13 protein-coding genes are annotated in these 14,285 nt (G+C 61.6%); 6 read left to right on the forward strand and 7 right to left on the reverse strand.

The window, feature by feature from the left end; translation table 11 throughout:
• Window positions 1-84 precede the first annotated feature (84 nt).
• From VWY75_RS02960 to pcaF, 7 genes are all read right to left on the reverse strand, one after another.
• A complete protein-coding gene (locus tag VWY75_RS02960) occupies window positions 85-852 on the reverse strand; it encodes a Phenylacetic acid catabolic protein (protein ID WP_416536467.1) in 768 nt (255 codons plus the stop codon).
• A gap of 66 nt (window positions 853-918) precedes the next feature.
• Window positions 919-1,992 carry a 1,2-phenylacetyl-CoA epoxidase subunit PaaE gene (gene paaE / locus VWY75_RS02965; protein WP_416537203.1) on the reverse strand — a complete coding sequence of 358 codons (1,074 nt, stop codon included), beginning with the start codon at window positions 1,990-1,992 and terminating at the stop codon, window positions 919-921.
• A 10-nt stretch (window positions 1,993-2,002) separates the two neighbouring features.
• The gene (gene paaD, locus VWY75_RS02970) at window positions 2,003-2,476 is read right to left on the reverse strand and encodes a 1,2-phenylacetyl-CoA epoxidase subunit PaaD (protein WP_416537204.1); all 474 of its coding nucleotides are present in this window, start codon (window positions 2,474-2,476) and stop codon (window positions 2,003-2,005) included.
• A 99-nt stretch (window positions 2,477-2,575) separates the two neighbouring features.
• Window positions 2,576-3,337 (reverse strand): 1,2-phenylacetyl-CoA epoxidase subunit PaaC, encoded by a 762-nt coding sequence (paaC, locus tag VWY75_RS02975; protein WP_416537205.1) that lies wholly within the window; start codon window positions 3,335-3,337, stop codon window positions 2,576-2,578.
• Entirely contained in the window at window positions 3,337-3,621 is a 285-nt protein-coding gene (gene paaB, locus VWY75_RS02980) for a 1,2-phenylacetyl-CoA epoxidase subunit PaaB (protein WP_008557866.1), read from the reverse strand. Before paaB ends, paaC begins: the two co-directional genes overlap by 1 nt.
• A gap of 63 nt (window positions 3,622-3,684) precedes the next feature.
• Window positions 3,685-4,662, reverse strand: a complete 978-nt coding sequence (paaA, locus tag VWY75_RS02985; protein WP_260017688.1) for a 1,2-phenylacetyl-CoA epoxidase subunit PaaA — start codon at window positions 4,660-4,662, stop codon at window positions 3,685-3,687.
• Between the two features lie 23 nt (window positions 4,663-4,685).
• Window positions 4,686-5,888 (reverse strand): 3-oxoadipyl-CoA thiolase, encoded by a 1,203-nt coding sequence (pcaF, locus tag VWY75_RS02990; RefSeq protein WP_416537206.1) that lies wholly within the window; start codon window positions 5,886-5,888, stop codon window positions 4,686-4,688.
• A gap of 316 nt (window positions 5,889-6,204) precedes the next feature.
• Here pcaF and VWY75_RS02995 point away from each other — a divergent pair, with 316 nt between their 5' ends.
• The 6 genes from VWY75_RS02995 to VWY75_RS03020 all read left to right on the forward strand — a co-directional run bounded on the left by VWY75_RS02995 (window position 6,205) and on the right by VWY75_RS03020 (window position 14,282).
• Window positions 6,205-7,851, forward strand: coding sequence for a sulfatase-like hydrolase/transferase (locus VWY75_RS02995; protein WP_416537207.1), 1,647 nt, complete (start codon window positions 6,205-6,207; stop codon window positions 7,849-7,851).
• Between the two features lie 278 nt (window positions 7,852-8,129).
• A complete protein-coding gene (locus VWY75_RS03000) occupies window positions 8,130-10,223 on the forward strand; it encodes a 3-hydroxyacyl-CoA dehydrogenase NAD-binding domain-containing protein (RefSeq protein ID WP_416537208.1) in 2,094 nt (697 codons plus the stop codon).
• Between the two features lies 1 nt (window position 10,224).
• Window positions 10,225-11,400 (forward strand): acetyl-CoA C-acyltransferase, encoded by a 1,176-nt coding sequence (locus VWY75_RS03005; protein ID WP_416537209.1) that lies wholly within the window; start codon window positions 10,225-10,227, stop codon window positions 11,398-11,400.
• A 95-nt stretch (window positions 11,401-11,495) separates the two neighbouring features.
• Entirely contained in the window at window positions 11,496-12,695 is a 1,200-nt protein-coding gene (locus tag VWY75_RS03010; protein ID WP_416537210.1) for an acyl-CoA dehydrogenase family protein, read from the forward strand.
• Window positions 12,692-13,837, forward strand: coding sequence for an acyl-CoA dehydrogenase family protein (locus VWY75_RS03015; protein ID WP_416537211.1), 1,146 nt, complete (start codon window positions 12,692-12,694; stop codon window positions 13,835-13,837). The genes VWY75_RS03010 and VWY75_RS03015 overlap by 4 nt, the downstream gene beginning before the upstream one ends.
• The gene (locus tag VWY75_RS03020; protein WP_416537212.1) at window positions 13,818-14,282 is read left to right on the forward strand and encodes a PaaI family thioesterase; all 465 of its coding nucleotides are present in this window, start codon (window positions 13,818-13,820) and stop codon (window positions 14,280-14,282) included. The genes VWY75_RS03015 and VWY75_RS03020 overlap by 20 nt, the downstream gene beginning before the upstream one ends.
• The last annotated feature ends 3 nt before the right edge of the window (window positions 14,283-14,285 follow it).

A 14,285-nucleotide genomic window follows, 5' to 3' on the forward strand; every position in this document is an offset into this window, starting at 1 on the left:
GCGATGGGTCAGTCGTCCAGACCTTTTCCGCTGGGTTCTTCCGCCATATGGGTGGGTGTCGGGCGGTGCCTTGATGTCGCCGCTTCAGGCCGGTTCGGGGGCCTCCAGCCCCAGCTCTCGCAACACGCCACGCATCTCGCTTTGCCACCGTGCGCGCAGCTCTGCGTTGCTGCGATGGCGCAACCCCAGTGTGCGAAGGGCTTCGAATTTGTCGGAGTCATCGACCCCAAAGCTGATGGCGACACGTGGCCACCAGTAACCGATGGACTCCTGCAACATACCGATGTCGCCTTCCTGGACGAGACGCGACAGGCCTTCATGGGCAAGCCGCGCGTGATGCGCCTCAATCGGTTGAATGGCGCGGAAGGCCTCGGCCAACGGCTGGTAGGAGATCATGGACAGTTCTGCCAATTGCACGGCAACGGCGCGTCCCATCAAAAGGTTCATCACCACTGCATCGGCCCAGCCTTCGAGCGGGTAATTGAACACAGCAAGGCGCCGGTCATGTTTGGATCTGGCCTGGTCCAGTCCAGCCTCGCGGTCCAGTCGGGCTGTCCAAGGGTGGTGGTCTACATAGCGCTCCGTGTCGGCCCCGAAATCGCCCATGACCTGCAAGACCCGGTCTGCATTGGCGGTTTTTTCCAATACGATCCGGGCGGCAGCCATGCGCGATTTGATCCCCGGGCCTTCGTTTATGATATCGACAAACCCCGCCGCTCCCGCCAGCGCGCTATCCACGAAACTGGCCATGATGGTCATCAGCTCAGCGCGATAGCGTGGCGGTACGTTGGAAGGATTGCTGAGGACGCCACCGGCCGCCAGATAGCTCTCAATGCTCATCTCGTCACTCATGCGATTGTCCTCTTGAGTCTGTTGCTGTGTGTTTCGTCCTGATCGCTCGGGCTCTAACCTAGTGGGCTATTGATCGTAGTCCACCACCACCTGATCACTCACCGGATAGGCCTGGCACGAGAGCACATAGCCTTTTTCGACCTCGTAATCCTCCAGCGCGTGGTTGGCGACCATTTCGACCTCGCCCTCCAGCACCTTGCAGCGGCAGGTGGAGCAGACCCCGGCCTTGCAGGCATAGGGCGCATCCATGGCGTTTTCCAGCGCGGCATCCAAGAGGGTCATGTCCTTGCCCATCTCGATGGTCTGGGTGGCGCCGTCCAGGGTGATCGCGGCCTTGGTCTGGTTGGCGCTGCTGGCGGCATCGGTTGCGGTGGCCTTGCGCTTGGCCCGGCCTGGCTGAGCAGAGGCGAACAGTTCGAACTTGATCTGGCTATCGCCTAGACCGGCGGTGCGCAGCGCCGCAGCGATGCCCAGCATCATCGGCTCGGGTCCGCAGATAAAGGCGGTGTCGACCGACTGGATGTCGATCCAGTGCTCGAACAGCTGGGCGCATTTCTCCTCAGTCACCAGACCGGTGAACAAGTCGATTTCCTGAGCGTCGGATTCCAGTACATGGATCACATTGAAGCGGCCCATGTAGAGGTTTTTCAGATCCTCCAGTTCCTCGCGGAACATGATCGTGTTCACGCCCTTGTTGGCGTAGACCAGCGTGAAGGAGGATTTGGGTTCGGCCTCAAGCGTTGTCTTGAGGATCGACAGCACGGGCGTGATGCCTGAACCGCCGGCAAAGCCGAGGTAGTGCTTTTGCGCCGTTCCGTCGAGCGGGGTGAAGAAGGTCCCCATCGGCGCCATCGCCTGCAGGGTATCACCCGCCTTCAGCTCGGTGTTAGCCCAGGTCGAAAAGGCGCCGCCGTCGACGCGCTTGATGCCGACCTGCAGGATGCCTTCGTCCTTGCCGGCGCAGATCGAGTAGCTGCGCCGCAGTTCCTCGCCGTCGAAGTCGCGGCGGAAGGTCAGGTACTGCCCTTGGGTGAAATCGAATTCCTCAGCCGCGCCACCCGCGGGCTTCAGGGTGACAACCACCGCATCGCGGATGGTCTTGCGGACGTCGGTGACTTCAAGGTCGTGAAAGCGCGCCATCAGGGTCTCCTCAGATGCACTTGAAATAATCAAAGGGTTCGAGGCAGTCCTGGCAGCGCCAGTGGGCCTTGCAGGGGGTCGAGCCGAACTGGCTGACCTTGGTGACATGTGTGCTGCCGCAGTGCGGGCATTTCTCGGGGCCGCCTGCGGGCTGGGGCGGGGCGATGCCGTAAGCCTCCAGCTTGGTGCGGCCTTTTTCCGACAGCCAATCGGTGGTCCAGGCCGGCGAAATCTGCGTTTTGAGCCGCAGATCAGTGATGCCGCGGCCGCGCAGGGCGGTCTCGATATCCATGGCGATCACCGCTGTGGCCGGGCAGCCGGAGTAGGTCGGGGTTACGGTGACCACCAAAGTCTCACCCTCCCAGGCCACATCGCGGATGATGCCGAGATCCACCAGCGAGATCACCGGGATCTCCGGGTCCGGCACGGCGTCGAGCCAGTCCCAGACTTGGGTGATGCTTGGCTGAGTTGTTACTTGGCTCATGCGGTTACCCTCATTGGCTGTTCCGCCCGGACTTCCCAGCGGAAGCGGGCCTCACCCCCGTTTGACGCCGGGGATGCCCTCAGTTCCTTGGCCGCGGCCTTACCACTTGGCGCCCGGATAGGCGCGCTGCAGCCATTGCATCTGGGTCAGCAGGTGGCCCAGATGCTCTGTGTGCATCGCACCGGTGCGGCCGCCCTTGTGGGCAAAGCTGCTGTCCGGAACGGTCAGCGTCGCATCGCTCAGGATGCGGGAGATCAGCGCGTCGTATTCTTCGCGCAAGGACGCCGGGTCGGGCGCGATGCCTGCCTTGACCATTTCGGCGTCGGTCTCGTCCGACTGGAACATCTCGCCCACATAGGGCCACAGATAGTCCAGCGCCTCCTGCATCCGGCGGTGGCTTTCCCCGGTGCCGTCGCCCAGGCCGACCACGGTGTCGGCGGAACGCTCCAAGTGATAGGCCACCTCTTTCGAGGCCTTCTCGGCAATCGCGGCGACCCGCTCGTCCGAGGATTTCATCAGCCGACCCAGCTGGATCGAATGCCAGGCGTCGAATAGGAACTGGCGCATCAGGGTGCGGCCGAAGTCGCCGTTGGGCACCTCGCACAGCAGCACGTTGCGGAAGTCCCAGGCGTCGCGCAGGAAGGCGAGGTCGTCGGCGGATTTGCCTTCGCCCTGCACTTCACCGGCAAGGCCGAGCCACATCTGGGTCTGGCCGATCAGGTCCAGCGCAGTGTTGGCCAGTGCGATGTCCTCTTCCAGCACCGGCGCGTGGCCGCACCATTCGCTGACCCGGTGGCCGAGGATCAGGGTGTTGTCCCCCATCCGCAGCAGGAACTGGGCAAATGCGTCGTCGCGGGTCATTACATCGCCCCCACTTCTTCGGGGATGTCGAAGAAGGTCGGGTGGCGGTAGACCTTCGACTCGGACGGCTCATAGAGCGGGCCCTTGTCGCTGGGCGAGGACGCGGCGATGTGGTTCGCCTCGACCACCCAGATCGACACGCCTTCATTGCGGCGGGTGTAGACGTCGCGGGCGTTCTTGATCGCCATTTCGGCGTCCGGCGCATGCAGGGAGCCGACGTGGCGGTGGCTCATGCCGTGCTGGCCGCGGATGAAGATTTCCCAGAGGGGCCATTCGTTTTTCATGTCTCAAATCCTCCTGGCTGAGGGGGCGCTGCGCGTCTGGGCGGGGCGCCGGAATGCTTGGGGTTATTCGGCGGCGTGCCGACGCGCGGCTTTTTTCTTGGCGTGGGCAAGCAGGCCGTCGCGGACCCAGGCGCCGTCGTCCCAGGCCTTGTTTCGGGCGGCGAGGCGGTCCACGTTGCAGGGGCCGTTGCCCTTGATCACTTCAAAGAACTCGCTCCAGTCCGGATCGGTGTAGTCGTAGTGGCCGCGTTCCTCGTTCCATTTCAGGTCGGGATCGGGGATCGTCAGGCCCAGGTATTCGGCTTGCGGCACGGTCTGGTCGACGAACTTCTGGCGCAGCTCATCGTTGGTGTTCATCTTGATCTTCCAGGCCATCGACTGGGCGGAATGGACCGAGTCCTTGTCGGAGGGCCCGAACATCATCAGCGACGGGTACCAGAGGCGGTTCAGCGCATCCTGGGCCATTTTCTTCTGCTCCGGGGTGCCTTCCGCCATCTTGCGGATGGCGTCATAGCCCTGGCGCTGGTGGAAGCTTTCTTCCTTGCAGATGCGGATCATCGCGCGGGAGTAGGGGCCGAAGGAGGTCCGCTGCAGCGGCACCTGGTTCATGATCGCCGCGCCATCCACCAGCCAGCCGACCGCGCCGATGTCGGCCCAGTTCAGCGTCGGGTAGTTGAAGATCGACGAATATTTCATGCGGCCGTCCAGCAGCATTTCGGTAATCTCGTCGCGGGAGACACCCAGGGTTTCCGCCGCGCAGTAGAGGTAGAGACCGTGGCCTGCCTCATCCTGCACCTTGGCGAGGAGGATCGCCTTGCGCTCCAGCGTCGGCGCGCGGGTGATCCAGTTGCCCTCTGGCAGCTGGCCGACGATTTCCGAATGCGCGTGCTGCCCGATCTGGCGGATCAGTGTTTTGCGGTAGCCTTCGGGCATCCAGTCCTTGGGCTCGATCTTCTCGCCCGCGTCGATGCGCGCCTGAAAGGCCGCCAGCTTTTCCGGATCGTCCTGGGTCGCTTCGGATTTGATCATCTGAGCATACATGTCTGGGACCTCCCTAGAGTTCGTTACACGCGTTCGAGGATCAGGGCGGTGCCCTGACCGACGCCGACGCACATGGTGCAGAGCGCATACCGCCCGCCGGTGCGCTGAAGCTGATAGGCGGCGGTCAGCACCAGCCGCGCCCCGGACATGCCGAGCGGGTGGCCTAGTGCAATCGCACCGCCGTTGGGGTTAACATGGGGTGCTGCGTCCGCAACGCCAAGCTCGCGCAGGGTGGCAAGTCCCTGGGATGCAAAGGCCTCGTTCAGCTCGATCACGTCCATCTGTTCGATGGTCAGGCCGGTGCGGGCCAGAACCTTGCGGGTGGCGGGCACCGGGCCGATGCCCATGATGCGCGGCTCGACCCCGGCGGCGGCCATGCCGACAATGCGGGCCATCGGTGTCAGGCCGTTCTTTGCCGCAGCCGCTTCATTCGCCATCAGGATCGCCGCGGCGCCGTCGTTGACGCCGGAGGCATTGCCTGCGGTCACGGTCTTGTCCGGGCCGTTGACACCCTTGAGGCCCGCCAGCTTCTCTGCCGAGGTGCGGGGGCGGGGGTGTTCATCGGTGTCCACCACCAGATCATCGCCCTTGCGCTGGGGGATGGTGACCGGCGTGATTTCGTCCTGGAAGATGCCGGCCTCATGCGCGGCGGCCCAGCGGGCCTGGCTGCGGGCGGCAAAGGCGTCCTGATCTTCGCGGGAAACGCCGTAGTCTTCGGCCACGTTGTCTGCGGTCTGCGGCATCGAGTCGGTGCCGTACATCTCGTGCATTTTCTTGTTCACGAAGCGCCAGCCGATGGTGGTGTCGTAAACCGCATTGGCGCGGGTGAAGGCAGAGGTGGCCTTGGGCATCACGAAGGGCGCGCGGCTCATGCTTTCGACGCCGCCGGCGATGGCCATGTCATAATCGCCCGCCTTGATCCCGCGGGACGCCATACCGACCGCATCCATGCCGGAGGCGCAGAGGCGGTTAATCGTGGTGCCGGGCACAGAGGTGGGCAGGCCCGCCAGCAGCGCCGCCATCCGGGCCACGTTGCGGTTGCTTTCACCCGCCTGGTTGGCATCGCCCAGGATCACATCGTCCAAAGATCCCCAGTCCACATCCGGGTTGCGTTCAACCAGCGCCGCAATCGGCAGGGCGGCAAGATCATCGGTACGCACCTGGCTCAGCGCGCCGCCGTAGCGGCCGATCGGGGTACGGGTGGCATCGCAGATGAAAGCATCCATGGGTGTTCGCGTCTCCAAATCGCAGCAGTAGATAAGCCGACCATTTAGTCGGTGATACGCGCAGAAGTGATTCTGGGCAAGAGAGATGTAACTGGATTGGATAAAGTGGTGGAATTCTGTAACGCATTAATGGTTCTCTTGCTGATCCTTCACATTTCGGTCGCTCTGCGCCTTTGCGCGTATGATCCATTCAGCGTCGCAGTGGCTGTCGAAAATAGTTTACATGTTGACTAATTGCGAGTGTCCGCTCTGATTGGAGAAACGCGAGGTATCTGTTCGCTGCGATCTTTGCGGTGATCGGAATGGGGAGGGGTGAATGAATATTCTCTATATCATGTTTGACCAGCTGCGGTTTGACTACCTCAGCTGTGCTGGGCATCCACATCTACAGACGCCTCATTTGGATGGGCTGGCACGGCGCGGGGTCCGGTTCACCAGAGCCTATGTGCAGTCGCCCACCTGCGGTTCTTCCCGTATGTCGAGTTACACCGGGCGCTATCCCTCAAGCCACGGGGTGCAGTTCAATGGTTACCCGCTGCGGGTGGGCGAATGGACAATGGGTGACCACTTGCGCAAGGCCGGGATGAGTTGCCACCTGATTGGCAAGACGCATATGGTTGCCGATGCCGAGGGGCTGGAGCGTCTGGGTCTTGCCCCTGACAGCATCATCGGTGTGCGCCAGACGGAATGCGGTTTTGACCCATTTGTCCGTGATGACGGGCTGTGGGCTGAGGGGCCGGACGGTTTTTATGACAGTAAGCGAAGCCCCTATAATGAGTATCTCAAATCGCAGGGCTACCCCGGCGACAACCCCTGGAGCGATTTTGCAAACGCCGGCGTGGATGGTGACGATATCGCCTCTGGCTGGTTCATGGTCAACGCAGACAAGCCCGCCAATATCGCGGAGGAGGACAGTGAGACGCCTTGGCTCACCCGTGAAGCCATGCGGTTTATCGAAACTGCAGAGAGGGAGGGCGATCAGCCGTGGTGTGCGCATCTGAGTTACATCAAGCCGCATTGGCCATATATTGTGCCTGCGCCTTACCACGATATGTATGGTCCTGAGCATGTTCTGCCCGCAGTTCGTTCGAGCGCCGAGCGCGAGAATGCGCATCCGGTATTTGCCGGTATGATGAACAATCAGATTGGTCAGGCCTTCTCCCGTGAGGAAGTGCGTCAGAAGGTGATCCCCGCCTATATGGGGCTGATCAAACAGGCTGACGATCAGATGGGTCGGCTGTTCTCCTGGCTTGAGGCAACCGGGCGAATGAAGGATACGATGATCGTGGTGACCTCGGACCATGGCGACTACCTCGGCGATCACTGGCTGGGCGAGAAGAACCTTTTCCATGAACCGTCGATCAAGGTGCCGCTGATCATCTACGATCCGCGGCCCGAGGCCGACGCCACCCGCGGCACCACCTGCGATGCACTGGTCGAGTCGATTGATCTGCTTCCGACCTTTCTGGAGGCAGCGGGCGGCGCGGCGGCACCTCATATCCTGGAAGGGCGCTCATTGATGCCCTTGTTGCGCGGCGAAACTCCAGAGTGGCGCGACTACGCGGTGGCCGAGTTTGATTATGCAACGCTCCCCCTGTCCGAAACACTTGGCCTGGCTCCGAAAGATGCGAGGCTGTTCATGATCGTGGATGCGCGCTGGAAGTTCATGCACGCTGAGGGCGGGCTTCGGCCCATGCTGTTCGATTTGCAGGAGGATCCAGGTGAGCTCGTAGATCTTGCCAAAACGAAGGCGCATCAGGAGGTGATCGACCTCATGTACGATCGACTGCTCGAGTGGGGGCTGCGGATGTCGCAACGCATTACCCTTTCTGACGAGCAGATTGCCAAGCGCCGAGGGAAATCGGCGCGCAAAGGGATCCTGTTGGGCGTCTATGAGCCGTCGGAGGTGGATGCAACCCTGACCGAGGCCTATCGTCGACCGGTTCCGAAAGCTGAGAGCTGACCGTCTAGCGCCCAAATACCGCGAGACGCACCGTCACGACCCGCAGGCAAATCGTGATGCTTGGCAAGCGGCGCAGACGCGCGGCATGATATCTCTTGTCAGGTCACGAAGCCGGATTTAGGGTCGGCATCAAGTTTGCGGAATGATGTTCCGCATGGCGAAATGTGCGGGGGTGACGTCTGCGTCCTGATCCGTGCCTGCCGCAAGGCAGCTGCGTTCCCGCGGTTGGAGCCTGTCGAAGTTTTGCTCGGCATCGCTCGCAATAAGAGGAAAGATCCATGACTGAAGCCGTTGTTTATGAGCGTATTGGCGATATTGCAGTGCTGGGCGCGCAGAACCCGCCAGTGAACGCTCTTGGCGTTGACGTGCGCCGTGGGCTTCTTGCCGGGATTGAGCGCGCCGAGGAAGAAGGCGCACGTGCCGTACTGATCTACGGCGAGGGGCGAACCTATTTCGCTGGCGCCGATATCCGCGAGTTCGGCAAGCCGATGCAAGAGCCCGGATTGCCTGACCTGTGCAACCGCATCGAAGCCGCCAAGCTCATCGTGGTTTCTGCCCTCCACGGCACCGCGCTGGGCGGCGGGTTGGAAGTGGCGCTGTCGTCGCACTACCGGATTGCAGTGCCGAGCGCCAAGATGGGCTTGCCTGAGGTGCATCTGGGCATCATCCCGGGCGCTGGGGGGACGCAGCGGCTGCCGCGCGTCACCGGAACCGAGGCGGCACTGGAGATCATCACCACCGGCCGCCATGTGTCGGCGGCAGAAGCCTTCGACAAGGGGGTCGTTGACCGTATTGCCGAGGGCAGTCCCCGCGAAGTCGGTCTGGCTTACACCCGTGAATTGCTGGACCAGGATGCGCCGCGTCGACCGGTCTGTGATATGTCGGCACCGGAACCCATCGATTTCGATGAAGCCTATGAGCGGGTGCTCGCCCGGGGCCGCGGTCAGCTGTCCCCGGCCGTCGCGGTGCGTGCCGTTCAGGCTGCATGTGAAGCCAAGAGCTTTCTTGACGGGGTGCGCCAGGAGCGAGAACTGTTTAAGAAGCTGATGGAGAGCGATCAGCGACAGGGTCTGATCCACGCATTCTTTTCGGAGCGCGCGGTCAGCAAGCTGCCAGAGCTGGCCGATGTGACCCCGCGCGACGTTGCCTCGATGGGGGTGATTGGTGGCGGCACGATGGGCGCAGGCATTGCAACCGCCGCCCTGTTGTCGGGGCTGCCCGTAGTGCTGATCGAACGTGATGATGCGGCGACGGTCGCAGCTCATGAACGGATCGAAGGCAATCTGAAAGGGGCGCTTAAACGCGGCAAGATCGATCAGTCGCAGTTCGATACCATGATGAACGAGGCGCTGCAGCTGGCGACGGATTATGCAGCGCTGTCGCAGGTCGATCTGGTAGTCGAAGCAGTGTTTGAAGACATGGACGTCAAACGCGACGTTTTCTCGGCGCTGGATACGCATTGCAAACCCGGCGCAATTCTCGCCAGCAACACGTCATATCTCGATATCAATGAAATCGCTGCTGCGACGCGCCGACCGGCGAATGTGATCGGGTTGCACTTCTTCTCCCCGGCGCATGTGATGAAACTGCTTGAGGTCGTGGTTGCAGATCAGACCGCGCCTGATGTGATCGCCACCGGAATTGCCCTTGGCAAGCGGCTGAAGAAGATCTCTGTGCGTTCGGGTGTCTGCGATGGCTTCATCGGCAACCGGATCATGAACAGCTACCGCAAGGCTGCCGATTACATGGTGCTGGACGGAGCCTCACCCTACCAGATTGACAAGGTGATGACCGGGTTCGGATTTGCGATGGGGCCATTTGCGGTGGCGGATCTGGCAGGGCTTGATATCGGCTGGGCAGCCCGCAAACGGCGGGCGCCGACACGCGATCCCCGTGAGCGGGTTGTGCATTTTTCCGATATGCTCTGCGAAGCTGGAGATTTCGGGCAGAAGACCGGCCGGGGTTTTTATGTCTACGAAGAGGGCAAGCGCGGCGGGACCCCAAATCCACAGGTATCCGAGTATATCGAACGCGATCAGCGGGATCAGGGCGTGACGCCGCAGGTCTTGGCCAATGACGAGGTCCTGCGGCGCTACATGTGCGCGATGGTTAATGAGGCGGCGAAGGTTGTCGGCGAGGGAATCGCCCGGCGTCCGCTGGATGTGGATATGGTATTGCTGTTCGGCTATGGCTTTCCGCGGTTTTGGGGCGGCCCGCTGAAATGGGCTGACCTGCAAGGTTTGGATAGCATCCTCAAGGACATCAAACGCTATGCCAAGGAAGATGCGTTTTTCTGGCAGCCGGCGCCCTTGCTGGAAGAGCTTGTCGCCGAGGGCCGCAGCTTTGACGATCTCAACAAGGAGGCCCGGTGAGATGAAACAGGCTGTCATCGTTTCCGCTGCCCGCACTGGGTTGGCCAAGTCTTTTCGCGGATCGTTCAACCAGACCCATGGCGCGACTTTGGGCGGCCATGCCGTAGCTGCAGCCGTCGAGCGGGCTGGCCTAGATGGTGGCGAGATCGAGGATTGCATTATCGGCTGCGGGTTCCCCGAACAGGCTACGGGTCACAATATCGGACGTCAGATTGCGCTGCGCGCGGGATTGCCGCAGACCGCAGCAGGCATGACTGTGAACCGGTTCTGCGCCTCGGGTCTTCAGACCATCGCGCTTGCGGCCCAGCAGATTACGGCCGAAGGGGCTGGCCCGATGGTTGCAGGTGGGGTCGAGAGCATCTCCATGGTGCAGCCCAATGTGAAGCAGGTGCAGGACCCCTGGTTGCAGGCGCACAAGCCAGACGTTTATTTGGCCATGATCGATACCGCAGATATCGTTGCCGAGCGTTACGGGATCAGCCGGGAAGCGCAGGATGCCTACGGGCTGCGCAGCCAGCAGCGGATAGCAGCGGCGCAGGGTGCAGGGCTGTTTGACGACGAAATCGTGCCCATGCAGACCGTTATGGCTTTAAAAGATAAGGAAACCGGTGAGGTTGGCACCCGCGAGGTGACTGTGGATCGCGACGAATGTAATCGCCCGCAAACCACTTTGGACGGGCTTGCCGGATTGGACCCGGTGCGTGGCGAGGGCAAGTTCATTACCGCAGGAAACGCCAGCCAGCTTTCCGATGGTTCGGCGGCGGTCGTGATGATGGAGGCCACCGAGGCAAGCCGTCGAGGGCTGAACCCGATGGGGGCGTTTCGCGGGTTCTGCGTTGCCGGCTGTGCGCCTGACGAAATGGGCATCGGCCCGGTACATGCGGTGCCGCGCCTGCTGGAGCGGCACGGGCTGACAGTCGCGGATATCGATCTGTGGGAGCTGAATGAGGCTTTTGCCAGCCAGGCGCTCTATTGCCGTGACCAGCTCCGTATCCCGGATGAAATCTGCAACGTGAACGGCGGATCAATTGCCATCGGCCATCCCTTTGGCATGACAGGCGCACGAATGGTCGGGCATCTGCTGCGTGAGGGCCGTCGACGTGGGGCCAAGCTGGGTGTTGCAACCATGTGCATCGGCGGCGGCATGGGTGCTGCGGGCCTGTTCGAGATCTACTGACTATCTGGGTACGGCTTCGCCGGTAGGTGCGGTCCAAGTAGATCCCGGATGAGAGCAGCGGGCACTATCGAAATAGCGCGGGGAGGTACGCGGAGATGGATCTGAATTACTCGACCGAAGAGTTGGCCTTTCGCGCGGAAGTGCGCGCCTTTCTGGAGGCGAAGCTGCCTCAGGATCTGTCGGACGCTGTGCGCCTGGGGCGGGGTATCGGCAAAGAGGGGCATGATCGCTGGCACCAGATCCTGAACGATCAGGGGTGGCTGGCACCGACCTGGCCGCAGGAGTATGGCGGCTGCGGCTGGAATGCGGTCCAGCGCCACATCTTCGAAGAAGAATGTTGTCGCGCCCACGCGCCGCGCATCGTTCCGTTTGGTTTGACCATGCTTGCGCCGGTTCTGCAAAAATTCGGATCCGATGCGCAGCGCGCGTATTTCCTGCCCAAAATTCTGTCCGGTGAACACTGGTGGTGTCAGGGATATTCCGAGCCGGGCGCGGGGTCCGATTTGGCCAGCCTGAGCACGCGCGCAGTTCGCGATGGTGACCATTATATCGTCAACGGACAAAAAACTTGGACCACGCTTGGCCAATTCGCCAACTGGATTTTCTGTCTCGTCCGCACTGATCCTCAGGCCAAGCAGCAGGAGGGGATTTCCTTTCTGCTGATTGACATGGCGACACCAGGCATCGAAGTGCGGCCGATCATCCTTCTTGATGGCACCCATGAGGTCAACGAAGTCTGGTTCAATGATGTGCGCGTGCCTGCTGAAAATCTGGTTGGTGAGGAAAACAAAGGCTGGACCTATGCCAAATATCTGCTGACCCATGAACGCACCAATATTGCAGGTGTCGGGTTCAGCCAGGCAGGGCTGGAGGCGGTGAAACGTCTCGCGCGTCACCAGCTTCATCGCGGTCGCCCGCTGATCGAAAATCCACATTTCGCCGCGCGACTCGCCCGCGCGGAAATCGATCTGATGGCCATGTCCACCACCAATCTACGCATCATCTCAGCTGCGGCCCAAGGGCAGGCGCCGGGCGTCGAAAGCTCCATGCTCAAGGTGAAAGGCACCGAAATACGTCAGGAGATCAACGATCTCGCACGCCGCGCTGCGGGGGTTTATGCCCTGCCGTTTGCGTCGGAGGCGGTAGCCGGTGACAACAACGCGCTTTCTCCGCCAGAGGGGAGCGAAGCTGTCGCGGCCCAGTATTTCAACAATCGAAAACTGTCGATCTTCGGTGGATCGAACGAGATCCAGAAGAATATCATTGCCAAGGTTTCTCTGGGAGGCAGGACATGAACTTTCAGCTGACAGAAGAGCGCCAGATGCTTCAGGACAGTTTGCGCCGGTTTCTTCGCGATCGGTATTCTGTCGCCGCCCGAAACCAGGCGCTTGCCGATCCTTCGGGGTACTCTCCGGAAATTTGGGGACAGCTTGCTGACCTCGGGGTGATTGGCGCGCTGCTGCCCGAGGCCGCTGGTGGATATGGCGGGGCCGGATTCGACATTGCGACGGTGTTTGAGGAATTGGGCCGGGCCGGCGTTGTTGAACCGGTGCTTGACAGCGCCGTTCTTTGTGGCGTGCTGCTGTGTGGCTCTGGCACAGATCCGATTTCGCCGCGTGATCAGGAAATGATTGATCGGTTGATCGCTGGAGATCTGCAGCTGGCCTTTGCCCACGGCGAGCCTGCCAGCCGGTATGAGCGTACCTGGATCGAAACCAAGGCTGTCGACGAGGGGGATGACATTCTGCTCACCGGGCGGAAATCCGTGGTGGTGAATGCAGAGGCGGCCGACTTGCTGATTGTTGCCGCGCGCGAAGCGGGGTCACCCGGAGATCGTGACGGCCTGTCCCTATTTTGTGTTCGCCCCGATGCACCCGGTCTGCGAATGCGGGGTAGCGCATTGCTGGCAGGCGGCAGAGCCGCCGAGATGGAACTGGATTGTGTTCGGCTGTCGAAATCAGCGCGGATCGGCGCAGCTGGCAATGCTGCGGACCGTATCGAAGGCGCCATTGCCGCGGCGGAGGTTGCGCTCGCCGCAGAGACGCTTGGCGCGATGGAAACAGCCGTACGGCTGACGATGGATTACCTGACTACACGGCAGCAATTTGGACGTCCAATCGGCACGTTTCAGGCCTTGCAGCATCGCGTTGCAGAGATGTTGATCGAGCTCGAACAGGCGCGTTCTGCCGTGATCAATGCAGCAGGCCACCTGGAGGATCTGCCACTGGTGCGGGATCGTCATATCGCCGCCGCGCGCAATCTCATCGGGCGGACGGGGCGCCATATCGCGGAAGAGGCGATCCAGCTTCACGGAGGCATCGCGATGACTGCCGAATATGAGCTGGCCCATATCGCCAAACGCATCGTCGTGGCGGAACACCGCTTTGGTGATGCTGATACCCAGTTGGAGCGGTTCATTGACCTCACGGCGGCCTGATCCGATATCGCAGGCCACCGAGGCTGCGGCCGCACATGGGTCCGGGGGCACCAAGCGCATCATTGACGATCCAGGTTGTCAGCAGATGGTCGGGTATCGCACCGAGATCGATACGCAAACCGGGGCGTGCCTTGTGATGCTGGAGCTTGCTCCAAAGCACCTTAACCGCAATGGCCTCCTGCATGGTGGCATCGTTGCGACCCTGATGGATGTGGTCTGTGGCAATACGGCATCTCAGCATTTTGACGCAGCCTTGCACCCGCCGGTGGTGACCGTCTCACTGACCTTGTCCTATATCGCGGCTGCACGGTCCGGGCAGGTTGTGGCATCGGCAACGGCAACAGGCGGTGGCGCCTCCCTGGCCTATGTGGCGGGAGAGCTGGTGGATGGTCGCGGGCAGATCTTGGCCACCGCGACCGGGGTCTTCAAAAGGATACGGGGCTGAGGC

The sequence above is a fragment of the Phaeobacter sp. JH20_08 genome (assembly GCF_048056635.1).
GTDB lineage: Bacteria > Pseudomonadota > Alphaproteobacteria > Rhodobacterales > Rhodobacteraceae > Phaeobacter > Phaeobacter bryozoorum.

What these genes read in the sequence shown, in the direction of transcription:
- VWY75_RS02960 (WP_416536467.1), bottom strand. Translation starts at nt 852, where the DNA reads ATGAGTGACGAGATGAGCATTGAGAGCTATCTGGCGGCCGGTGGCGTC.
- paaE (WP_416537203.1), bottom strand. Translation starts at nt 1,992, where the DNA reads ATGGCGCGCTTTCACGACCTTGAAGTCACCGACGTCCGCAAGACCATC.
- paaD (WP_416537204.1), bottom strand. Translation starts at nt 2,476, where the DNA reads ATGAGCCAAGTAACAACTCAGCCAAGCATCACCCAAGTCTGGGACTGG.
- paaC (WP_416537205.1), bottom strand. Translation starts at nt 3,337, where the DNA reads ATGACCCGCGACGACGCATTTGCCCAGTTCCTGCTGCGGATGGGGGAC.
- paaB (WP_008557866.1), bottom strand. Translation starts at nt 3,621, where the DNA reads ATGAAAAACGAATGGCCCCTCTGGGAAATCTTCATCCGCGGCCAGCAC.
- paaA (WP_260017688.1), bottom strand. Translation starts at nt 4,662, where the DNA reads ATGTATGCTCAGATGATCAAATCCGAAGCGACCCAGGACGATCCGGAA.
- pcaF (WP_416537206.1), bottom strand. Translation starts at nt 5,888, where the DNA reads ATGGATGCTTTCATCTGCGATGCCACCCGTACCCCGATCGGCCGCTAC.
- VWY75_RS02995 (WP_416537207.1), top strand. Translation starts at nt 6,205, where the DNA reads ATGAATATTCTCTATATCATGTTTGACCAGCTGCGGTTTGACTACCTC.
- VWY75_RS03000 (WP_416537208.1), top strand. Translation starts at nt 8,130, where the DNA reads ATGACTGAAGCCGTTGTTTATGAGCGTATTGGCGATATTGCAGTGCTG.
- VWY75_RS03005 (WP_416537209.1), top strand. Translation starts at nt 10,225, where the DNA reads ATGAAACAGGCTGTCATCGTTTCCGCTGCCCGCACTGGGTTGGCCAAG.
- VWY75_RS03010 (WP_416537210.1), top strand. Translation starts at nt 11,496, where the DNA reads ATGGATCTGAATTACTCGACCGAAGAGTTGGCCTTTCGCGCGGAAGTG.
- VWY75_RS03015 (WP_416537211.1), top strand. Translation starts at nt 12,692, where the DNA reads ATGAACTTTCAGCTGACAGAAGAGCGCCAGATGCTTCAGGACAGTTTG.